16 protein-coding genes are annotated in these 22,216 nt (G+C 52.6%); 9 read left to right on the forward strand and 7 right to left on the reverse strand.

Annotated elements, in window-relative coordinates; translation table 11 throughout:
* Positions 1-305 precede the first annotated feature (305 nt).
* The 4 genes from HB631_RS05185 to HB631_RS05200 all read right to left on the reverse strand — a co-directional run bounded on the left by HB631_RS05185 (position 306) and on the right by HB631_RS05200 (position 3,968).
* A complete protein-coding gene (locus HB631_RS05185) occupies positions 306-1,070 on the reverse strand; it encodes an SDR family NAD(P)-dependent oxidoreductase (RefSeq protein ID WP_213990060.1) in 765 nt (254 codons plus the stop codon).
* The gene (locus HB631_RS05190; protein WP_213990061.1) at positions 1,063-2,136 is read right to left on the reverse strand and encodes a 2-dehydropantoate 2-reductase; all 1,074 of its coding nucleotides are present in this window, start codon (positions 2,134-2,136) and stop codon (positions 1,063-1,065) included. Before HB631_RS05190 ends, HB631_RS05185 begins: the two co-directional genes overlap by 8 nt.
* Before the next feature lie 154 nt (positions 2,137-2,290).
* The gene (locus HB631_RS05195) at positions 2,291-2,986 is read right to left on the reverse strand and encodes a creatininase family protein (protein WP_213990062.1); all 696 of its coding nucleotides are present in this window, start codon (positions 2,984-2,986) and stop codon (positions 2,291-2,293) included.
* A complete protein-coding gene (locus tag HB631_RS05200; RefSeq protein WP_213990063.1) occupies positions 2,976-3,968 on the reverse strand; it encodes a GntR family transcriptional regulator in 993 nt (330 codons plus the stop codon). The genes HB631_RS05195 and HB631_RS05200 overlap by 11 nt, the downstream gene beginning before the upstream one ends.
* A 270-nt stretch (positions 3,969-4,238) precedes the next feature.
* Here HB631_RS05200 and HB631_RS05205 point away from each other — a divergent pair, with 270 nt between their 5' ends.
* The 7 genes from HB631_RS05205 to HB631_RS05235 all read left to right on the forward strand — a co-directional run bounded on the left by HB631_RS05205 (position 4,239) and on the right by HB631_RS05235 (position 12,214).
* Positions 4,239-5,834: an ABC transporter substrate-binding protein gene (locus HB631_RS05205; RefSeq protein WP_213990064.1), complete on the forward strand. Its 1,596-nt coding sequence runs from the start codon at positions 4,239-4,241 to the stop codon at positions 5,832-5,834.
* Between the two features lie 211 nt (positions 5,835-6,045).
* The gene (locus HB631_RS05210) at positions 6,046-6,984 is read left to right on the forward strand and encodes an ABC transporter permease subunit (RefSeq protein ID WP_213990065.1); all 939 of its coding nucleotides are present in this window, start codon (positions 6,046-6,048) and stop codon (positions 6,982-6,984) included.
* Complete coding sequence (locus HB631_RS05215) at positions 6,981-7,832, forward strand: ABC transporter permease (RefSeq protein ID WP_213990066.1); 852 nt, start codon at positions 6,981-6,983, stop codon at positions 7,830-7,832. Before HB631_RS05210 ends, HB631_RS05215 begins: the two co-directional genes overlap by 4 nt.
* An 18-nt stretch (positions 7,833-7,850) precedes the next feature.
* Complete coding sequence (locus HB631_RS05220; protein ID WP_213990067.1) at positions 7,851-8,876, forward strand: ABC transporter ATP-binding protein; 1,026 nt, start codon at positions 7,851-7,853, stop codon at positions 8,874-8,876.
* A 1-nt stretch (position 8,877) separates the two neighbouring features.
* Entirely contained in the window at positions 8,878-9,870 is a 993-nt protein-coding gene (locus HB631_RS05225) for an oligopeptide/dipeptide ABC transporter ATP-binding protein (RefSeq protein ID WP_213990068.1), read from the forward strand.
* Between the two features lie 126 nt (positions 9,871-9,996).
* Entirely contained in the window at positions 9,997-10,959 is a 963-nt protein-coding gene (locus HB631_RS05230; protein WP_213990069.1) for an isoaspartyl peptidase/L-asparaginase, read from the forward strand.
* 211 nt (positions 10,960-11,170) lie between these two features.
* Entirely contained in the window at positions 11,171-12,214 is a 1,044-nt protein-coding gene (locus tag HB631_RS05235; RefSeq protein WP_213990070.1) for a LacI family DNA-binding transcriptional regulator, read from the forward strand.
* Positions 12,215-12,369: 155 nt separating this feature from the next.
* Here the strand turns inward: HB631_RS05235 and HB631_RS05240 are convergent, their stop codons facing one another.
* Entirely contained in the window at positions 12,370-13,542 is a 1,173-nt protein-coding gene (locus HB631_RS05240) for an AGE family epimerase/isomerase (protein ID WP_345945689.1), read from the reverse strand.
* A gap of 21 nt (positions 13,543-13,563) precedes the next feature.
* On the reverse strand, positions 13,564-14,865 hold the full coding sequence (locus HB631_RS05245; RefSeq protein ID WP_213990072.1) for an MFS transporter: 1,302 nt from the start codon (positions 14,863-14,865) through the stop codon (positions 13,564-13,566).
* A 548-nt stretch (positions 14,866-15,413) separates the two neighbouring features.
* Between HB631_RS05245 and HB631_RS05250 the strand changes: the two genes are divergently transcribed.
* Both HB631_RS05250 and HB631_RS05255 read left to right on the forward strand, forming a co-directional pair.
* Complete coding sequence (locus tag HB631_RS05250; protein ID WP_213990073.1) at positions 15,414-18,728, forward strand: DEAD/DEAH box helicase; 3,315 nt, start codon at positions 15,414-15,416, stop codon at positions 18,726-18,728.
* Positions 18,729-18,888: 160 nt separating this feature from the next.
* On the forward strand, positions 18,889-19,797 hold the full coding sequence (locus HB631_RS05255; protein WP_213990074.1) for a hypothetical protein: 909 nt from the start codon (positions 18,889-18,891) through the stop codon (positions 19,795-19,797).
* A gap of 118 nt (positions 19,798-19,915) precedes the next feature.
* On the opposite strand, the gene HB631_RS05260 is transcribed toward HB631_RS05255, so the two are convergent.
* On the reverse strand, positions 19,916-21,742 hold the full coding sequence (locus HB631_RS05260) for a methyl-accepting chemotaxis protein (RefSeq protein WP_213990075.1): 1,827 nt from the start codon (positions 21,740-21,742) through the stop codon (positions 19,916-19,918).
* Positions 21,743-22,216 lie beyond the last annotated feature (474 nt).

The following is a 22,216-nucleotide window of genomic DNA, read 5'->3' on the forward strand; positions in this document are numbered from 1 at the left end:
GCCGCATCATCAATCAGCAGCATGATCCTGTTAACATTCTTAAATGTATTACATTACAATTAATATTGTTTGTCAATGACCAGATTGGCTGTGAGAAAATACCGGCAGAAACAGGGAGACATGGAATCTTTTAAAGAAGGAAAACTGGGATATGGGCTATTCAGTCAGAATAGGATCACATCAGCAGTCGATACCAAAACAATTTTTATTGTAAATTTGTAGACTCATTTATAATGTTTAAACGCGGGGGCTCCTTATACCCTACTGGCCTTCCTGGTTACTCATGCCCCTTCAGCGACATCAATTTATCTCCCCCCATCCACGCTCAGCACCTGGCCGGTAACCCAGTTTGCCCAGGGGGAGGCGAAAAATAGCACCGCATGGGCAATATCCTCCGGTGCGCCAAGCCGTTTTAGGGCAATGCGGTCAATAAGCTGCGACTGGCCCTCTGTTCCCATGGCCTGCCACTGCTTTTCGGTAGAGGGATTACTGCGGATAAAGCCCGGCGCAACGTTATTCACGGTAATATTCCATGGGCCCAGTTCATGGGCCAGTTGGCGCGTCAGGCCAATTTGTCCGGCTTTCGCGCCGGCATAGGCCTGTATGCCGGTGAGGCTGACATCCAGCCCCGCACGGCTGGAGATGTTGACGATGCGGCCGAATTTTTGCTGCTTCATGGCGGGCGCGGCGGCCTGTGACATCAGAAACGCGCCGGTCAGGTTGACATCCACAATCGCCCGCCATTGCGACAGAGTGACCTGCTCGATGGGTTGGCCTATTTGACCCGCCACGCCGCCGGCGTTATTCACCAGGGTGTCCACGGGGCCGTGTGCTTTATTCAACTGCATAAACAGCGTCGAGACGCTGTGGCTATCGGCCACGTCCAGGGTAAAGGCATGGCAGGAGGGGCCGCACAGCCTGGCGGTCTCTTCCACCCCCTCGGACTGGATATCGCAGGCGTAAACCGTCGCGCCCCGGTTGGCAAACGCTTGGCATATGGCGCGGCCGAATCCCTGCGCCGCGCCGGTGACCACCACGCGGCGGTGAGAAAAATCAAAATTATCAGGCATCAGAATTCTTCCCAAGCAGTGCAAGCGTAGACAGGGCCTGCGGCAACTCGCCTTTTTCTAAACGATGGATAAGCTCCACCAGTCGATTGGTCAACGGCATCGAAATGCCGCAACCGGCGCCAATAGGAATAACCGGCGCGATTTGCGCATCCACTTCCGTTTGCCGTTTACGTACGGCCAGATCGCGCCAGATTCCAGAATGGGATTTCGCCGAGCGGCGATTATGCGCCACCATGTCGTCAAAGGATTTTGCCGTTTGACCGGGGGTCGCGTCAGGCAAAAACGCCAGCGGATCAAAACCGTCGAAGGGCAACAGGGCTATGCCTTTGGCAGCGGCCACGGCGCCGATTTCCCGCGCCAGCCCGGTGAGGACCGGACGGTATTCCGTCATGGCCAACACATCGGCAATACTGTCGTTGGTGAGCGCCGTGGCGAACAGCAACGCGCCGTAAATGATTTTCGACCAGAGATACCCCCAGATATTCGCGGTGAGAATGGCATCGGGTTCAAATTTTTGCAGCAGCTGGAATAACGCGTCCGTCCGCTGGCGCGTCACGCCGTCCAGTTCTCCGATCACCACCGCTCCGCGACCGCCGAGGTGTATAACCCCGGGTTCAAGAAAATCCGCGCCAAAATTGAGAAAGGCGCCGACGGTCCGCTGTTCACCGATAAATTCGGCTATTACCGTCTCATTAAGGCCGTTTTGCAAAGAAACCACATAGCCTTCGGGAGTCAATAAAGGAGTCATCGTTTCCATGGCGCCGCGCGTATGATGGGATTTTACCGCCAGCAAAACCGCACCCAGCTTGCCGGCAAATTGCCCCACCATCTCTTCGGGCAAAAATGCCGGTGCACGCACGCATCGCTCCCCCAACGGTCCCGTAATGCGAAGCCCGTCGCGATTGATCGCCGCAACATGCTCTGCAACGTTATCGACAAAAATCACCTGTTCGCCGGCGTTGATGAAGGCTGCGCCGATCGCGCCGCCAATGGCGCCGGCGCCCCATATCACCCAGGGAGCCCGTTGATGTTCATTTACCGGAAGCGTAGAAAGCGATGCGGACATGCTGAAGATCTCCTGCCATGAAAAGTATGTGATCGCGTTGACAATGTGTCTGGTCGGATCACGCCTGAAGGTATTGTTTCATCTACGCCCCCTGCGCGGAGGGCACATCCGCTCTCGCCTTACCAACACCGGGCTGGTTTGTCGGAAACCTGATTTACAGTGATTCAATAATCTGGCGCAGTTCATCGATGGCGGTTTGCCAGATAGCCAGCATCTCGTCGTCCGGCCGCTGGTAATACCCGCCGTAGTTGCCGTCTACCAGATAGGCGCGCGCCTGGGTCGGATTCATCTTGCGCAATTCAACGAGATTCACCATCGGCTTGCGGGTCTCCGGCTGTGCGACGCCCGCCAGCCGCGTCCAGGGAAAGTTTTCCATCCACGAGGCGTGGGACGCCACGGGATCGGTGGCCGCGACCTTCGCCCAAACCAGGGGAGCGTTCCACCAGTTATGCAGCTGTACCGTCACCTCCGGATTATTCACCATCCATTCGCTGATGATGTTCTGCGCGGGAGAGTTGCCGCCATGACCGTTCACCAGCAGAATGCGCCGGAATCCCTGCCGTTTCAGGCTGTTGAGAATGTCGTATAACAACCGGGTATAGGTTTGCATGCTCAGGCTGATGGTGCCCGGAAAATCGCTGAACGTCGGGGTCATGCCGAAGGGCAACGCGGGAAAGACGGGAATGCCGTAGGGTTCGGCGGCGTCAACGGCAATTTTCTCCGCCAGGATGGAATCCACCGACAGACTCAGAAACGCATGTTGCTCAGTGCTGCCCAAAGGCACGATGGCGCGATCGTCAGTGGTGAGATAGCTTTCCACCTGCGGCCAATTCATTTCACTAATTTTCATTGAATTCCTTATTATCAAGTGCCTTACCGAGTTTTTGCTCTAGCAGAGGCAGGACCACCCGCTGGATATCCCCGGTATCGGGAACGTGACGATATTCAAACGCCTGCTGGCCCGGCTTAAGCCCGGCCGCGAGCTCCTCGGCGCCGGTGGCATAGACCACCGTGCCCGCCTGCTGCAACTGTGCCGCAAGCGAAGGGGAGTCCCGTTGAATCACCTGGATATTGTCCACATGCGGCGCAAACCGCTTAACCCCTTCGCTCATCAAGGCGGTGAACTCGGGAAAGATCGACACCACCAGCACACGGGTCAGCGGATCGAGTGACGCCAGCGCCCGGCGCGTATTCTCGGAGGGGATGAGATTGATATTCATCACCCGCAAACCCGGCAAAAGCTGGCTGACTTCTCGACGGCGATGAGCAAAGGTCAGCAGTAAATCCGCCGTCGCCACCCGCCGCCGCAGGAGCTCATCACCCTTGAGATCGGTAAGGGTCGTGGCTTCCACGGTTGCCCTATCCCCCAGTGTTTCGGCAACGCTCTGGGCATAATCACGGGCGGAAGCGATAAAATTCCCCACCAGAAACACGCGTTTTTGACTGAATTTCCGCTGCCGGTCGTTAAATCGGCCGATAATAAGCTGCCCCAAGTCCTGGGCGGTATGCCCCATGGCGATACCGCATTCCAGCAGTTCATCTATGCGCTGATACAGCCGGCCGCTGTCTTGCACGCTCAGGGAAAACGGCTGTTTTGCATCGGCGATAAACGTGCCGGAACCGGGTTTACTGAACACCAGCTCCGCCTCTTGCAATTCTCGATAAACCTGGGCAACCGTCATGGGCGCCACACCGGCCATTTCCGCCATCACTCTCACGGAAGGCAGTTTCTCACCCGCTTTCAGCGCGCCGAAGGTGATTGCATATTCAATCAATCCGCGAAGCTGTACTCCCAAGGGGAGAGGGGAACTGCGATCCAGATGAAAATCCATAATCTGCCTTAAGGTGTTATAGCGCACTAATACAGTAATATTGATTTTTACTGAAATGCAAGTCTGAATTACTTTGAAAAAGCTAAAGAACCGATTTGACTAGCTATATGAAAATAATATCTCGTTTTTTTCAGTCGAATTATTGACATTTTGTGACAGATAACTCAAATATTGTACCAGTACACTAGAACAGATCAGCAGCAGCATTCTATTCCGCAGCCTGACGCTGCGTAACGATCACATTTTTCGACGATCAAAAGGGGCGTGGCAATGATGGCATTACATAAAATAACCCTGATAGCATTACTGACGGCAAGCGCATTGGGCTTAACGGCCGCCCAGGCCGCCGACGCTGTTCAACGTGGCGGGACGCTGGTCTATGGGCGCTATGCCGACAGCACGTTCCTTGAGCCGGTGTTTAATGACAGCAATAACGACATCTGGATCCTCTCCAACCTTTACGACACCCTGCTGGAGCCTACCCGTGACGGCAAAGGCGTCGAGCCTGGCCTTGCCACCGCCTGGCAAGTCGCCGGCGACGGCAAGAGCGTCACCCTGACCCTGCGTCCCGGCACCAAATTTTCCGACGGGTCGCCGATTACCGCACAAGACGTCAAATGGTCCCTTGAACGCGCCAGTAAACCCGGCAATGGCATTTGGCAGTTCATGGTCAGCGCAATCGATAGCGTCACCATCAAAGATCCGCAGACCGTGGTGATCAACCTGTCCCAACCCGATCCGGCCATCCTGACCGCCCTCACCGTTTTTAATACCTCCATCATGCCGGAGAAAGCGTTTGAGACGACGCCGGGCGCTACCGATCATGATAAAGCCACCGCCTTTGCCGAACATCCGGTGGGCTCCGGGCCGTTTATGCTGAAGGCCTGGCAACATAACTCCACCATGACGCTGGTGCGCAATCCCTACTACTGGCGTAAAGGCGAGGATGGTAAAGCGCTGCCTTACCTTGACAGCATCACCTTTGAAATCGTGCCTGACGATGCCACCCGGATCCTGAAGCTGCAATCCGGCGAACTGGACGGCGCCGAGTTTATCCCCTACTCCCGCGTCAATGAATTAAAGGGCCAGTCGTCGCTGAATATGATGCTGTACCCCTCAACCCGCGTGGAATATGCCAGTATGAACGTTCGCCCGCAAATCGACGGCAAACCCAACCCCTTGGCACAACCCAAGGTACGTGAGGCGCTGAATTATGCCACCGACAAAGAGGGCGTAATCCAGTTGGTGACCTACGGCATCGGCAAACCGATGACCTCCTTTATGTCCACCTCAACGCCGCTGAACTCCGGCACCGCGCCGCTCTATCCGGTGGACGTGGCGAAAGCCAAGGCCCTGATGAAGGAAGCGGGCTATCCGTCGGGCTTCAGCACCAGCCTGATGATCCTGGCCGGCAACGAAGACGACATCAGTATCGCCACCGCGCTACAGCAGATGTGGTCGCAAATCGGCGTGACGGTCACCATCAGCCAGGTGGACAACGCCACCCGTACCGAACGCTACCGCAAAGGGGATTTCAACATGCGCCTGTCGCCCTGGACCGACGACATTGCCGATCCGAACGAAATCGCCTCCTACTTTGCCTACTCGAAAAATATCGATGCGCTGCATTCCGGCTGGAAGAACGATACCGTCGACCAGCTGTTTGAAGCCTCGCAAAAAGAGATGGATCCGGTTAAACGCGCGGCGGATTACAAGCAGATTCAGGATATCTACAACAGCACCGGACCCACCGTTCCGCTGTATGAAAGTTCCTACCCGGTGGCGTTGAAAAAGAGCGTGCATGATTTTGTGCAGATCCCATTGGGTAACAATATCTTTACCGCGACCTGGCTGAGCAAGAAGTAACCCTTGGTATCGTATAGAGCCGATAGAGTGCTAGCCAACACAGCTGCAACTTGAAAGACGAAGGGTATAACCCAAGAGCTTTCACATTGCAGCAAGGCGGCAAGCCCGTGAGTCCCCAGGAGCTTAGATAGCTAAGTGACTGGGGTGAGCGGGCGCAGCCAACACAGCTGCGGCGTGAAAGACGAAGGGTATCGCGACATTGGGGGGCCGGGTGCCTGAACTGACATATATACTGAAACGCATTCTGCTGATTATCCCGACGCTGCTGGTCATTCTGGTGGTGACGTTTACCATCGTGCGTCTGCTGCCGGGGGATCCGGCCAGCGCCATGATAGGGGATCGCAGTACCAATGCCGATGTGGCGCGCATCAACAGCGAGCTGGGTCTCGACAAGCCTCTGCCGGTGCAGTTTGTTCTTTTTGTAAGACAAGTGGCGACGGGGAACCTGGGTAACTCCTTCGCCCTCCATGCGCCGGTCACCGCCGTGCTCACCGAACGTCTGCCGGTAACGCTGATGCTCACCGCCATGGCGGGATTTTTTGCCCTGATCATGGCTATCCCCTTGGCTTTTTACTCCGCCCTGCGGCGCAATAGCGCGGGGGACATGGCGATACGCGGCTCCTTCCAGGTCACGCTGTCCATGCCGCCGTTTTATATCGGTCTGGTGTTGCTGACCATCTTCTCGGCACACCTGCATCTGTTTCCGGTGGGCGGCTACGGCGATACGTTCATTGACAAATTGTGGCACCTTTTTTTACCGTCCATGACCCTGGCCCTGAGCCTTACCGCCGTACTGATGAACAGCCTGCGGGCATCCATTATTGCCGTACTGGATGCCGAATATGTCACCTTTGCCCGCGCCAAGGGTCTGAGCAACCGCGTTGTGCTACTACGTCATGTCTTGCGCAACTCCCTGATTCCCATGCTTTCCCTGTTCGCGCTTAATATCGGCACCATTATCGGCAGCGCGGTCATAACCGAAACGGTTTTTGCCGTACCGGGCATCTGCCGGCTTATGGTGGACAGCATATTCAGCCGGGACTACCCCATGGTGCAGGGACTGGTGATTGTCCTGGCGGTGCTGGTTTCGCTGATCTTTCTTGTTACCGATATCATTCAGGTCATGCTCGACCCCAGGAGGGCACGATGACAACTCTGCCGCTGCGACGCTCATTGACCCGTTCATGGCGTAACCGCCTGCCGTGGCCTTCCCTGCTCAGCCTGCTGATTTTGGCCTTCGGTCTGGTTGCATCGTTTTTCCCCGGCTGGATAGCACCCTTTGATCCCTTGCGGTTCGACTACCGGGCCATACTCAAGGGCCCTTCCGTCCAGCATCTGTTCGGCACCGATAATTTCGGCCGCGATGTCTTCAGCCGGGTGATTTATGCCTGGCGCATCGATCTGGAAATCGCCCTGTTCACCACGCTGTTTCCGATGATTTTCGGCACCCTGGTGGGACTACTGGTGGGCTTTTACGGCGGTATTGTGGAAACCCTGTTCCAGCGCGTGGTGGACGCCGTGATTACCTTCCCGCTGCTGGTGCTGGTGATTGCCATTGTGGCCATTCTCGGTCCTGGCTTGAACAGCATGTATATCGCGGTCGGGATCATCTATTGGGTGTTTTACGCCCGCCTGATTGCCGGAGAGGTCAGCGTGCAAAAACGCCTGGATTATGTCGCCGCCGGCAGGGTCATGGGATACAGCCACCTGCGCATCATCTTTCGCCATTTACTGCCTAACGTAGTCACCACCACGCTGGTGTACTGGATGACCGACATGGCGTTGGCGATTCTGCTCGGTTCCAGCCTGGGCTATCTCGGTCTGGGGGCACAACCGCCCACGGCGGAATGGGGGGTATTGATCGCCTCGGGTAAAAACTTCATGGATACCGCCTGGTGGATCACCATATTTCCCGGCTTTGCCATCGTGATTACCGGGCTGGGCTTCAGCCTGCTCGGTGATACCCTGGCAGAATATTTACGTCCCGGCAGCCGTTAGCCAAACAGCGGAGCGACAATGATGAACACGCCATTAAACAGCCGCGGCACAGCGCTATTGGAGGTCACCAACCTCAATACCCGCATCCACACCTCCCGTGGCGAGCTGCCCGCCATCCAGGAGGTGAGCCTGACGCTGCAATCGGGGGAAATTCTGGGACTGGTGGGGGAATCCGGCTCGGGAAAAAGCGTGACCCTACGCTCTCTGTTAAAGCTGATGCCCGCCTCGGCTCAGGTAACGGGATCGGTAAAATGGCGGGGTCGCGAGCTGACCGAACTCGATGCCGCCGCCCTGCGCTCGGTGCGCGGCGGTGAAATCGCCATGATTTTCCAGGAACCGATGATTGCGCTCAATCCGGTGCTTACCGTATGGCGGCAGATTGAAGAGAGCCTGCATGCCCATACCACATTGAACCGGAAAGCCAGGCGGCGGCGCGCTATAGAGTTATTGAATCAGGTGGGCATTCCCGCGCCGGAGAGCCGCCTTGACGACTACCCGCACCAGTTTTCCGGCGGGATGCGCCAGCGCGTAATGATCGCCATCGCCTTGGCGGGTAATCCCAAGCTGCTGCTGGCGGATGAGCCCACCACCGCGCTGGATGTCACCATCCAGGAACAAATTCTCAAATTGCTGCTTAATCTGCGTGACCAGCTCGGCATGGGGATCATTTTCGTCACCCACGATCTCGGCGTGGTGGCACAGCTTTGCGATCGGGTGGCCGTGATGTATGCCGGACGCATCGTTGAAACCGCGCCGGTGGCCGACCTTCTTCAACGCCCTCGGCATCCTTATACCCAAGGGCTTATCGCGTCGGTGCCACAGGCCGGTGACGCGCGCACCTCGCTGCAATCCATTGAAGGCACGCCGCCCTCGCTGCTGAATTTACCCGCGGGCTGCAGCTTTCATCCCCGCTGCCCCTACAGCACTGAAGTGTGCCGGCAACAGGTTCCGCCCCTGATCCGATTGTCTGACAACAGACAGGTAGCCTGCCATCACCATCAGCATATTCAGCAACAGCTGGCCGAGCAGTTGGAGGGAGTTTGAAATGAGCAATCCACCTCGCGAGATACCTATTATCAGCGTGGAAGATGCGATGGTGCATTTTCCGGTTAAACAGTCCCTCACCCAATATCTGAAAGGCGAGCCGAAGAAATACATTCAGGCGCTGAACGGCGTACGCCTCGAGATAAAACGCGGTGAGACCCTGGGCATTGTCGGTGAATCGGGCTGCGGAAAATCCACCCTGGCGCGTACGCTGGTGGGATTGGAAAATGCCACCGACGGACGCGTTCGTTTCAAGGGCCAGGATATCGCCGAACTGCGCGGTCAATACCGGCGCAGCTTCAACCGCCAGGTACAGATGATTTTCCAGGATCCCTATGGCTCGCTGAACCCGAGAATGACCGTCGGCCAGATGCTGACGGAAGCACTCTCGGTGCACCATGTCTGCCCGAAGAAAGATATCCCGGCACGGATCCGGCAACTGATGGCACTGGTACGCCTGCCCGAGGATGCCATAGACAAATATCCCCATGAATTTTCCGGTGGACAGCGCCAGCGTATCGGCATCAGCCGCGCGCTGGCGGTGGAGCCGGAAGTCCTGGTGGCGGACGAACTGGTGTCGGCGCTGGATGTCTCCGTCCAGGCCCAGGTGGTGAACCTGCTGCTGGATCTGCAGCAAAAGCTGTCCCTGACGGTGCTGTTTGTCGCCCACGATCTGCGGCTGGTACGCCATATTTCACATCGCGTGGCGGTGATGTATCTCGGGGAAGTGGTGGAAGTGGGCGATACCGAAACCCTGTATGAGTCCCCTCTTCACCCCTACACCCAGGCACTGCTCCGTGCCGCCCCGACCCTGGATCCCGCCGACCGGGGTAAAAATGTCAGCCTGACCGGCGAGTTGCCCAGTCCGCTGTCTCCCCCATCCGGCTGCCGGTTTCATACCCGCTGTCCCAAGGCCACCGATCTCTGTCGGGTCGAACGCCCGATACTGGCGGTGAAATCATCGGGGCTAAAGGTCGCCTGTCACTGGGCTTGAACCACAATGATTACGCCCGCCACGGGGTGCGAAGCATAATAAATTCTTCTGTCTTTGGGCGGGAAGCATGATGAATCCGTTCATCACAGGGCGTGAAGCTATTGAAGCAAAAATAAGGTGAACAGAATGGCTAAGACGGTTTCCCCGATAGCATTGGCCCTCCACGGCGGCTGCGGCGTTATGGCGGAACATGAAATGACTGAGGATGAGTGGCGTGCCGCGCGCGAAGCGCTCAAACAGGCGCTGGCCGCCGGCCGGCAAGTACTGCTAGGTCAGGGTTCCTCGCTGGATGCCGTACAGGCCGCGGTGGTGGTCATGGAAGACTCCCCCTGGTTCAACGCCGGTTACGGCGCGGCCCTGAATGCCGACGCCGGGCATGAGCTTGACGCGGCCATCATGTACGGCGCCACCCTTGCCGCCGGAGCGGTATGCGGGGCGCGGCATATCCGCAATCCCATCCTGGCGGCCCGCCATCTGCTGGACGCCGGCGACAGCGTATTACTGGCCGGCGACGGCGCGGACAACTATGCCCTGGCCAATGGGCTTGCCTGTGTCGATGCCGATTATTTTACCACCCCGCGCCGGGTCGAGGCCCTTGCTGCCATGCGCCGCCATCAGACTGCGGGCACCTATAAAGCGGCGAAAGAGGCTGAAAAGCACGGGACCGTCGGCGCGGTGGCCCTGGACGGACAAGGCCACCTTGCCGCCGCCACCTCCACGGGAGGCTACAATAACAAACCCGTCGGACGCATCGGCGACAGCCCGTTAATCGGCGCGGGAACTTACGCCCGGGACGGCGTCTGCGCAGTATCGGGCACCGGCCAGGGAGAATATTTCATCCGCAACGTACTGGCCCACGATATCGCCAGCAGGATACGTTACGTCGGAGAAAGCATCGAGCAGGCGACAGCCTTTCATATCATGGGCGACTTCAAACAGCTGGGCGTTGGCGCCGGCGCCGTCGCCATTGATGCAAAAGGCAATATCACCGCGCCCTTCAATACATTGGGGATGTTCAGGGGCTGGGTATTGCCTGACGGACGGGCATATGTCGGCAGCCATGCCGAACTCTACCCGGTGGCGTTGTAAAGGAAGCTTAGCCAAACTTCTGGGTCCGGCCACCAATAAAACAGCTGCCCTTGCAGAATCATGACCCGTGTTTGATGATAGGATAGTGAGGACGAACAGGAGGGCGGCATGGTGTTTTGAACAAGGATTTGGCCGTCCCTTGCAAAACCGGCAATGCCCCGCCTGTACAGTCCGGTATCAGATCGCGTAGAGACTCATACAGGGAATCATTTTGTCAAAAATAACCATTCAAGACGTTGCCAGACTGGCAGGGGTATCCGCATCAACCATCTCAAATTATTTCAACGATCGTCGCGGCCTGATGCGCAACGATACTCAGAAAAGAATTGCTGATGCGATTTTAACATTGGGCTATGTGCCGAATGTCGCCGCCCGGAATCTCAAGATTGGCCATTCATCCATGCTTGGATTGCTTATTCCCACCGTCGCCAATCCCTTCTTCGGTGAACTGTCGCTGGCCGTTGAACAGGCGGCGAATAATCGGGGCTATCGTTTAATCCTATGCAATACACTGCGTGACGCCCAAACGGAACAGCGCTGTATCCAGGATCTGATTGCCCACGGCGTGCGCGGAATCCTCACCGTCTCAGGGCAGTTAAGCAAGAAGACCATGACGCAATTCATTCGGGACGGCATTGCCTTTTTGGCGTTTGATGCCGCGGAAAACAGCTCAGCTACCGACGTGGTGACTATTGATAACTACCAATGTGTAAAGATGCTGACCGAATATCTCATCAACTCGGGCCACCGGGCTGTCATGTATGTGTGCTCAGATACGCTGACGTTAAGCCGGAAAGAGCGTATCAGTGGCTATTGCGCCGCCATCGCCGCGCATCAGCTGGATGAAAATCTGCTGAAAATCAACACCGGTCATTTACACCATTCCTATTACGGGGATGCGGATCTGATTGAAATGGGCGGCATTGCGGCGGAGCACATTCTTTCTTTACCCACCCTCCCCACGGCAGTAATTGGCATGAATGACATGGTGGCAATCGGCATCATGACTCGCCTGCGGGAAAATGGCGTCAGCGTTCCTCAGCAGATTTCCATTTTGGGCATTGACGATATCCATTTCTCCAGCCTGATCACACCCACATTAACCACCATGCGCCAGCCTTTCGATAAGATTGCTGAAACCGCCATGGATATCCTGCTAAAAAGAATCGATAACCCTTCCCTGCCCATACAAAATATCAAAATCAGCCCCAAATTGATCGTACGTGACTCAAGCCAGATCATCACATCGGCATAAATCTCACGCATTACACTAGCCAAACCCCTTGCCTTGTCCTTGCCTTCCGTTTGAACCGTAATTATGGGTCATATTTCCCATTGCTGAACGACGTTAACTGACACGCAAGGTAAAATGCCGCCCGGATACAGCAAGGCGGCAAATTCACATGGCTCTCAAAGATCCTGGAGCACTTCCACACAGGCACCTAGGGTGTGATAATCCGCTTTGTTGTTATAAGACTTGCGCTGGTCGTAATGGCTATTATCCTCCCGTAAAACCCGGAACCAGGCGCCATATTCATGATCCACAAAATGGTCCCACGCATAGCCCCACAGCCTGTCGTACCACTGCCAATAATAATCATGCCCGCTGCGTTTAGCCAACAGTGCGGCGGCGGCGATACTTTCCGCCTGAACCCAAAAATATTTATCAGTGTCATAAATTCCGCCGTCGGGGCCATAGCCATAAATCAAACCGCCAAACCGAGAGTCCCAGCCTTTTTCAACCGCCGTTTTAAATAACGCTTCCGCCCTGGGTAAATACCAGTCTCTTTCCGAATGGCGGGACAATATCAATAACAGCTTCGCCCACTCCGTCTGATGTCCGGTTTGCACGCCCCAGGGTCGGATATTGTTTTCCTTCTCTCCCCGGGCATAGTCGAAATCCAACGACCAGTCCCGATGATAGTGCTCCCATATTTGTCCGTTCAACTTATCGGCCAATACCACGGTAATACCCTCGGCGATCAGGATGGCCCGATGCAGGTATTTGTCGTCATGGCTGGCTTCGAAGCAGGCGATCAGCGCCTCGCAGGCATGCATATTGTCATTCTGGCCACGATAATCACTGACGTTCCAATATTCATCGGCTTCATTGGCGTACTTGCTTTCCAGGGGCAACCAGAAGCGTTGTTCCATCAACTGCCAGGTTTCCTCCATCCAGCGTTCGGCCTCAGGGACACCGCACTGCCAGGCGCGGGCATAAGCAAGCAGAACAAACGCCAGACCGTAGCAGTGGTTGGCGTTGTCCGCGCGGTGATGTTCCGATAAACGCCAGGTATACCCCTTATTATCCGGGTTAAAATGGCGCTGGCGTAAAAAATCCAGTCCGTGAATGATTCGTTGGTAATAAATATCCTCACCAAACAATTTATAAACATGGCAATAGTTAATAATAAACCGGCAGGAAGCGACCAGCGTTCTCGTCTTAGCATCATAGACTTCGCCATTATTCATATAGCAATGATAAAAGCCGCCCGCAGGATCCACGCATCGAGGCTCATAAAATTGCATAATATCTTTTATATGCGATATTAGAAATGTTTTGCTTTTAAAGTTCATCGTCATTCTCAATTATTAATATATTGGCTAATGAGATATAATGGGGGAAATTTTTCCTTCAGTTTTATTTGTACCCAAATTGGCGGGTTGATCCTTCAGAAATACCCATAATATAATCGCCGCCAACACATCAAAGCAGGCAATGGAAATAAACATGGGGTTATAACCGATGGTTGTCACCAAGGCGCCGACCACAAGTGTAAAAAGGGTGGTTCCAAGCCAGCCCAAGCCGCCATTCAATCCGCTGGCGGTTGCTACCTCTTTATGCCCGAAAACATCGGTATTGAGTGGCAAGATGCCGCCTACTACCAGCATCTGATGGGCGAACCCCACCATGCCCAGCAGCATGACCACGACAATGATATTGTCCGCCATGCCGATAAAAGCGGGAGCCGTCATAAGAACCGCCGCCGTGCAAACCACCAGTTTGCGCGAGGTTATCAGGGATATCCGGAAAATCCGCTGATAGAACGGCGCCAGATAGCCCCCCACGATACAACCCAAATCGGCGCACACAAACGGGACCCACGCCGTCATGGCCACCTGTTTAATGTCCAGCCCCCTGACCGTCATGAGATAAAGCGGGATCCAGAAGTTATAGGTCCCCTGTGCCGGCTCGGCCAGAAAACGCGGTATGGCCAATGCCCACCATTGCCGGCAGGTCAGGATGTCTTTCCAGCTCGGCTTGGGATAATCAAGGCGCTTATCCGGTTCCTGTCCCGCCAGGATGTAGTTCTTTTCATCCTCGGTCAGGGCACTGGCTTGTTCGGGCTTGCGGTACAACAGGAAGAAAGCCAGGGACCAGAGTATACCCAGTGAACCGATGATAAAGAACGCGATACGCCAGTTATAAGACAGGATCAGAACAACCATAACGGGAGGTGCCACCGCGCCCCCCAACGATGTGCCGACGTTGAACCAGCCGGTGGCAATGGAACGTTCTCTGGCGGGAAACCATTCCTGCACGGCTTTGACGCCGGAAGGGATAATCGCCGATTCGCTCAATCCCAGCGCACCGCGAAGAAAAGCGAGCGAAAGCCAGCCATGGGTAAAACCGTGAGCCAGACTTATAACAGACCAGGCGATGGCAAATATCGCCAAACCGATCTTTACCCCCAGCGAATCAATGACTATCCCGGCAATGGGTTGCATAATGGCATAGCAGGCTTGAAACGTAGCTATGATATAAGAATATTGCTGTGTGGTAATATTCAGATCTTGTTTAATTGTTGAGGCCGCGACCGCTAACGCATTACGGTCGATATAATTTAAAACGACACCGAACGCCATCAGCATTACGATGAACCATCTTAAGTTTCTTATTTTCATGCTTACCCTTATAAATAGATTTTTCCGGGAATAGGCACCCGCTTCGACTTTTAGATCAAAGATAAAATTAATTTTTAGCAATTTTTTTCAAAAATCATTTTTAGTTATCCATAAGCAGCTCACTTTTAGCGGATGACTGTATCGATTTAGTAAAACGATACAGTAATGAATCTAATTTATATTTGATCGTGATCTCATTTTCGCTATAGGCGTTATGCCTCGAACCTAACGACAATGCTGGATGAGGATTACGAAACTTTCGTGCGGAAGTTTTTCGATACGTGATGAGATTGACCGCGATGTGCGCCACTATGCGCCGCTACATGAAGGGGAGGCCGGCCTCGCCTAATGTGAATTTTGAGCATTTGTTATCAGTTTGGCCGGCTTTCTCCACCGGCGGATAATCATTTAACATTTAATGGAAAACTTTAGATCATTACCTTATAAATAAGTTAGTTAGTCCCTATTTTTACCATTGAACGCCTTTCACCTATAGAGTTACTATGAGATAGATTTTCTACATTTTCCGCCAAGGGCAGCTTAACTCAATGGATGATAAACATAACAACGACGCCTTATTGAGCAGCACAATCGATGGGGCATTACAGGTATTGGATTACTGGCACAAGATTGAATTCTTTGAATCCACCGATATCAAGGACCTGGAAGATGGGGCTGAAGGCGTCCTGAGATACACCGCCGAGCAGTTACAGCAGCCCGCTTGCCTTCCATGGATTGATCCCGAGCAAATCAGACGCGCGGGGAAGAATTATTTGCCTTCCAAGAAATACAATTACAAGCTCTATTTCGGCATTTTTGATCGTAACGAAATCTTTGATCGGGCGAAACGAGCCTATCCGGAACTCGCCAACGACAAACAGGAACAAAACCAAGACGAAGGGCGGACGTGTTCAATTACGCTCTTTGTCGATCAAGATGGGCATGCTGATGGCGAAAGCTTCGAGTTCTCCACCGTCACCTGGGCCCTGGGACAACTTGAAAAAAGCGGGTTGGAAAACATCTCGTTGGATAATTATGAGGTTGAGACGGAAAATGTACGCCAGCGTTTTCTGGAAGTCATGATGGTGGCTGGCAATTTGAAGCAGCAGCATGGATTACAGCCGGTATTGACAGGATACGAAATTATTGAGTTTTTAAAATCCATGGCGGCATGGACCGATTTTATCCCTGAAATCTCAACACCCGCCCTTTACGTAAAGCTCACCGAGGCTAAGCCTAAAGTAAAGGGCCAACTCCAAGAAAAAATTGAATTGAAGCTTGATTCACTCTATCACCTAAGCCGATTACCGGAAATTATCACAAAAAAAGAATTTCACAAACTAAACACCGAAAAACCGATCACGGCTAAAAATGAAATTACTGAACCCTATGAAAATAATAAAATTACTATTCTAAATAGCTTTTATATTCGAGATATCGAACGAGTTATTAAAGATATAAAAAAAGAAGGGATAGATCTCTGTTCGCCTTTAGGGCGTTATCTTTGCGGTGAAGGAGAAAAGCAGCCGGACCTGCTGGCTCCCGAAGGAAAACCTATCCTCATAAAGATGCTTCGGTTAAGCAAACTCCCCGCCGGGCGCTGGCCGGCAGAAACAGCGCATGGGATGAGCCTGATGCAACAGTTTGCAATTAATAATATCGAAGAAGAATTAGCGCACTGCGGTCTCTATTCCGTCAACGGGCCTCCGGGGACGGGTAAAACAACCATGCTTCGCGATCTTATCGCCGGTAATCTAGTGAAACGCGCTGGGGTATTGGCCGGTCTTGACAACGCCAGCGATGCTTTTAGCGGCGAAATAACCATTACATTGGGCAATAAACTCTATAACGTGAAATGTCTGTCGCCGATGCTGACAGGTTTTGAAATGGTGGTGGTTTCCAGCAATAACGCGGCCGTGGAGAATATATCCCAAGAATTGCCTCAGCTGAAAAGTCTCGGTAAATCCTGGGAAGGCATCAACTATCTAAAACCTGTCGCACAAAAGCTGGCTGCGGTGGATAGGCCGTTGAAAGAGCATGAGCACTCAGAGGAAAAGGCCGAGGGGAAAAAAAGAAAAATCGAGCCACTAACGAAAGAAACGGAGTGTTGGGGGTTGATTGCCGCTGCACTGGGCAAACAAGAAAATCGGGATATTTTTGGAGGTCGAGTGTTTTACCACACAATGAAAGACTGCTTTGCCACTCCCCCCGCCGATGACTACGCTACCCTGGCAGACGCTATTAAAGATAAAAATTTAGCCGTTCCCTCATTCTCCGATGCAAAATCAGCCTTTATCAAAGCCAAAACTGAGTATCAAGAACGGCTAAAAGAGTTATCTAAACTTGAAACATTGGCCGAGCATGAAGGGCAGTGTTGGCTACAAAAACGCAAATCGGAACAAAAACACGCTCGTCTTCTCAGACTGGATGCCCGTTTGGCAAAGCGGCGAGAAAATAAACCCGCATGGCGGTTCATAAATATCCGTCAATGGTGCCGTGCACATTCAATTATCAAGGGCTTAAACCTGCGTCAAAATACAGCTGAAGCTCAATACAAAATCGAGTTTAATAAATGGGAACTTCTCCATTCGGCGTGGATTGATGAACAGCGTTCCTGCGCGGCGCTTAAAGAAAAGTATGCGGGCGTTATTTTCCCGACATGGGAAACCGACCTTGAAGCAGCTGCCATTCAGCGTACGGCCTTCGGCCAATGTCCAATACTGAATGAAGCTCGCACTCATCTTATGGTCAAAGCTCTTGACCTGCATCAGGCATGGCTTGCCACTGCCTACAAAGAGAGCTATCTGTCGCAATCAATATTTGCTCTCATGCACGCCATAAACGGAGTAGTGGCAGACCCAAAAGCCGCCAAAGCGTTATGGCATTTACTGTTTATGATAGTGCCCGTCATCTCTTCCACCTTTGCCTCCGTGGCACGCCAGTTCGCCGCGTTGGGGTCTGGAGACATCGGCTGGCTGTTTATTGATGAAGCGGGCCAGGCCACACCACAGCAAGCTGCCGGCGCGCTTTGGCGAGCAAAACGTGCAGTCGTCGTGGGAGATCCGCTACAAATAGAACCGGTGTTCACCGTTCCTCCGACTTTCGTCGAGGCCATCGCACGGCGTGAGTTTGGCAAGCAATGGCTCCTCTGGTCTCCAACGGTGCAATCAGTTCAAAACCTGGCTGACCGAGCGAACCCGTACGGTACTTATCAGATTGCTAAAGGAACCTGGCTGGGAAGTCCGTTACGTGTTCACCGTCGTTGCGATGAGCCGATGTTCAGCATTGCAAATGCCATTGCCTACAACAACAAAATGCTGCACGGCCGGGATGATATAGTGAGTGACGAAAATTTTATTTGGGGGCCGAGTTGCTGGTTCGATGTCCGGGGAAAAACGGAAGGAAAACATTTTGTTCCCGCACAGGCCCGGCATGTTCTGCACTTACTCCAGGCGTATATCGATCGTTATCAAAAGTTACCGGATGCTTACATCATCACGCCGTTCAAACAAGTTAAAAATAGACTGAGGCACTTTTTGAAAGAGGAGCTGACGGGTGTTGACGGGGGCGATAAATGGTTAAGGGATCGCATCGGCACCGTTCATACCTTTCAAGGGAAAGAAGAAAAGAATGTTATTTTTGTTCTTGGACTGTCCGATGAAAGCCGTGGTGCGGCAAAGTGGGCGTCTTCAAAACCTAATCTGTTGAACGTCGCGGTGACCCGTGCACAAAAGCGAATCTATATCATAGGCGATCCGGACATCTGGTCTAGCTGTAACTATTTCAATGTTGCATATGCGTTGCTGTCGCGACTGCCTTCATTGGTAGCAACACAGGAAGCCGAGGTTCCGGTGGGTGTTTAATGCTGCATCATGGCAATCCAAAACCCTGCTCTGTCTTTGCTTAGAGCGAAAAGCCATCGCGCTTTATGCTTACATTCAACGGAATCGGGAACCATTATGCTGACCCAAGCCAAAGTGCTATCGAAACAAGAAAAATTCCAAACTTGAAATAGGAGGAGTAATGAAATTAGAGCAGGCATTAAGTCTGTCGCTTAATAGAGAGATCTCGGCGGAACAAGCGGACAGGTTATATGCTCAGGGGATTCTCTTATCTAAGCACCTTTTCGAATGTCCCGGGCCGAACTGTCATGCTCAAGTGACATGCGCCAATCTTGACAAGCCCAGACGCCTGCGCAAACGAGAGCCTTACTTTAAATTTGTCTCCGAACACGCCCAGGGATGCCCCTTGGAAGAGCAATCTGATGAAGAATTTCGCCGAATCCAAAACTCAAAAACTGATCCAGAAGCCCTTCCGTTTATACGCGAAGATATTGTCGACCTTGATTTATCTGCTCCGAATAAGCGCGTCACGCATGATATCCTCGCTACCGAGAAGGATAAAGATTCAACAAAACGAGGTAAACGGGCCGATAAGGAAGATGATGATGAAAACAGCAAACGCCGCCACTCCCGAAAGCGTTTATCCGGACTCGTGGAAGCGTTTATAGCCAAAGAAAATTTAATCCTTAATACTGTCGAGGGAAATCTCCATCTTAGAGATTTTTTTATCAAGATCAGTGATAAAAAAAATCTGGATGAATATTTGGATGAACCGAGGGTTTATTTTGGTAAAGCCTGGCTTTATATTAAGAAAAATTATTATCTCGTCCGTTTCGATAATGAAATGCGCATAGGAAAACTGAAATGTAAACCCTCTTTCTTTATACCTGAACGCCTTGTCGATCATTCTGATTATCAAAGAACTTCCAGAGAAACATTAAACAAGATCGCTATGGCTAAACCACTGAAACCATTATACTTATTCATTTTTAGTGAGTTACCTCCTGTCAAAAAAAATGACGGCGATTACATCAATTTTAAGCTTGATAATTTGATACACCTGTATTTCTTAAAATGGGGTCAAAAGTGAGCTTGCCGAAGCCCATTTTTGTACAAAAATATGATTCTGTAGGACACCAGTATCGCCCTATTCCAGCGCCCGAAGCGCAAAGCCGCTCCGGCGACTTTACGCTCTGAAAGGGCGGCCATTATAAAATAAAGCTGGCCACCAGTTTTTCCAGTACCGCCGATTGATCTTCAAGCGTGCCGGCGGCAATGGAGGACTCGGTCACCAGGGCGGCGTTCTGTTGGGTCGTGCTATCCAGCTCGCCGATGGCACGGGCGATTTGTTCAATACCGTGGCTTTGCTCTTCCGAGGCCGACGAAATCTCGCCCATGATGTCATTGACCCGCGTTACCGAGGCGACAATCTGTTGCATGGTATCGCCGGCCTGGGCCACCAGCGCGGAACCCGCGTCAATGCGTGAAACGGATTCCCCGATGAGCGTGGCTATCTCTTTCGCCGCCTGGGAGCTGCGCTGCGACAGACTGCGCACTTCGCTGGCCACCACCGCGAATCCGCGCCCCTGTTCACCGGCACGCGCGGCTTCCACTGCCGCGTTAAGCGCCAGGATGTTGGTCTGGAAAGCAATGCTGTTGATGACCGCGGTGATATCGCTGATTTTCTTTGAACTCGATGAAATATCGTCCATGGTCTTGACCACGTTTTTCATCACTTCACCGCCCTGATGGGCATTTTGAGTGGCTTCACCGGCGATTTGGCTGGCATGTTTGGCGTTGTCGGCATTGTTTTTCACCGTCGAAGTCAGCTCCTCCATGCTGGCGGCTGTCTCCACCACGGCGGCGCTCTGCTGCTCGGTGCGCGAGGAAAGATCGTTATTGCCCGTGGCGATTTTAGCCGCCGACAAGGCGACGGTGCCGACGCAGTCACGCACATCGGAAATAATCGTGCGCAGTTTGGCATTCATGCGCGCCATGGAGGCGGTGAGCTGGCCCAGCTCATCATTACGATCGGTTGTTATGGACCCGCTGAGATCGCCATCGGCGATGCGCTCGGAAACCGCCAGGTTGCGCAGTACCGGACGGGTGATTTGTCGGGTGATATACCAGGAAACCACAATGCCAAAAATGACCGCGATTAATCCAATAATAATAGTAATACTCGCAGAGCCATAGGCCAGAGCATCATTTTTTGCCTGCACGGTATTAATGATCACTTTAACCGCGGCACTGCTCTTATCACCGGCGGTCTTAACATCGTTTTCCGCCGCATTTAAATTTTTAAAATTAGTATAATAAGTTTCGCTGAGATCGTTATATCGACCAAAATAGCCCCATAGGGTATCAAGCCGCGGTTTTTGTTCCGGGGTTAAGCTGGCGGCCAAATCGTGGTATTTTTTCTCATCTGCGGCATAGTTTTTCTGCAGCAGCGCCAAGGCATCGTCGCTGCCGTTCAGCTGCAGATTGTAGGTGCTTTCTTTCATTTCGATAAAGGATAAAGCGAAGTCGTTCAGCTTATTTTCCTGATCCGCATTCAGCGTCTGGCTGAGCAAGGCGGTTCTAAAGGGCTCAAGGGCATTCTCATTATACAGATCGTTTAATTGAGCTTTAATCCCAACCATTTTTTTTGCGTAAACGCTCATATTTTCCAGCGATCGATGGAAATCACCGAGATAGCGGGCAATATCATCCAGATTGGCGCGGGAACTTTGATCCCACGGCAACGCCTGTGCTTGGTGGGTCAGCGTGGTGGCGTGATCGATAAACCCGGCCATCACTTTGCGCACGCTGTCATCGGATGAATAGAGATATTTAACGCGATTGACTTTAACCTGAAAAACATCAATATTTATATTATAAATTAAATTGGTTTTTTCATAAATATCACGTATCGACTTAAACCGCTGGACGCTCAGACCTGATGAGATAACCACCAGCAGTAAAATGATGCCAAAGCCTAAGTAAAGTTTATGGGATAATTTAATGCTGTTTATTTTACTTTTTATATTGATCATAATGACTTTCCATATATAAATTCACTTATTCCAAATGTGTAATACGTGAGAAATATGCTCAGCATAGCTATCGGCAATTCCACCGGGTTCTTTAGGTCATTTGGTGCTGAGGTTCCTGTACATTTGCCCATAAACAATATGGCAATTATCCAATAAACTTTAAGCCGACAATTCATTAATCAGCTTCAAATACAGGATTGACCAATTTATTGACCTACCCTCCCGTGGGGAATTTCAGGATACGCCCCATTTTGAATTCGGCATCGTGCCAGGCGATGGCGTCAATCTGCTTTAACCGGAAATCATCGGCAGCATACGCGGCTATTATTTCCTGCTCACCCGGCAGGAGCTGGACGCAGCGACAGCCAAGGATTGGGGCGTGGTGGTTGAAGTGGTGCGTCTGGCCATTTATTGAACCGTGCCCACGAAAGAGCCGAATCACGCGCCGGATAGGCAAGAAAGCCGTGATGACAA

This window comes from Sodalis sp. dw_96 (assembly GCF_018449575.1).
Taxonomy (GTDB): domain Bacteria; phylum Pseudomonadota; class Gammaproteobacteria; order Enterobacterales; family Enterobacteriaceae; genus Acerihabitans.

Bases quoted from the DNA above. Each gene is read 5' to 3' on its own strand.
- HB631_RS05205 (WP_213990064.1), top strand. From the start codon at position 4,239: ATGATGGCATTACATAAAATAACCCTGATAGCATTACTGACGGCAAGC.
- HB631_RS05215 (WP_213990066.1), top strand. From the start codon at position 6,981: ATGACAACTCTGCCGCTGCGACGCTCATTGACCCGTTCATGGCGTAAC.
- HB631_RS05230 (WP_213990069.1), top strand. From the start codon at position 9,997: ATGGCTAAGACGGTTTCCCCGATAGCATTGGCCCTCCACGGCGGCTGC.
- HB631_RS05255 (WP_213990074.1), top strand. From the start codon at position 18,889: ATGAAATTAGAGCAGGCATTAAGTCTGTCGCTTAATAGAGAGATCTCG.
- HB631_RS05245 (WP_213990072.1), bottom strand. From the start codon at position 14,865: ATGAAAATAAGAAACTTAAGATGGTTCATCGTAATGCTGATGGCGTTC.
- HB631_RS05200 (WP_213990063.1), bottom strand. From the start codon at position 3,968: ATGGATTTTCATCTGGATCGCAGTTCCCCTCTCCCCTTGGGAGTACAG.
- HB631_RS05185 (WP_213990060.1), bottom strand. From the start codon at position 1,070: ATGCCTGATAATTTTGATTTTTCTCACCGCCGCGTGGTGGTCACCGGC.
- HB631_RS05250 (WP_213990073.1), top strand. From the start codon at position 15,414: ATGGATGATAAACATAACAACGACGCCTTATTGAGCAGCACAATCGAT.
- HB631_RS05225 (WP_213990068.1), top strand. From the start codon at position 8,878: ATGAGCAATCCACCTCGCGAGATACCTATTATCAGCGTGGAAGATGCG.
- HB631_RS05240 (WP_345945689.1), bottom strand. From the start codon at position 13,542: ATGACGATGAACTTTAAAAGCAAAACATTTCTAATATCGCATATAAAA.
- HB631_RS05260 (WP_213990075.1), bottom strand. From the start codon at position 21,742: ATGATCAATATAAAAAGTAAAATAAACAGCATTAAATTATCCCATAAA.
- HB631_RS05195 (WP_213990062.1), bottom strand. From the start codon at position 2,986: ATGAAAATTAGTGAAATGAATTGGCCGCAGGTGGAAAGCTATCTCACC.
- HB631_RS05220 (WP_213990067.1), top strand. From the start codon at position 7,851: ATGATGAACACGCCATTAAACAGCCGCGGCACAGCGCTATTGGAGGTC.
- HB631_RS05190 (WP_213990061.1), bottom strand. From the start codon at position 2,136: ATGTCCGCATCGCTTTCTACGCTTCCGGTAAATGAACATCAACGGGCT.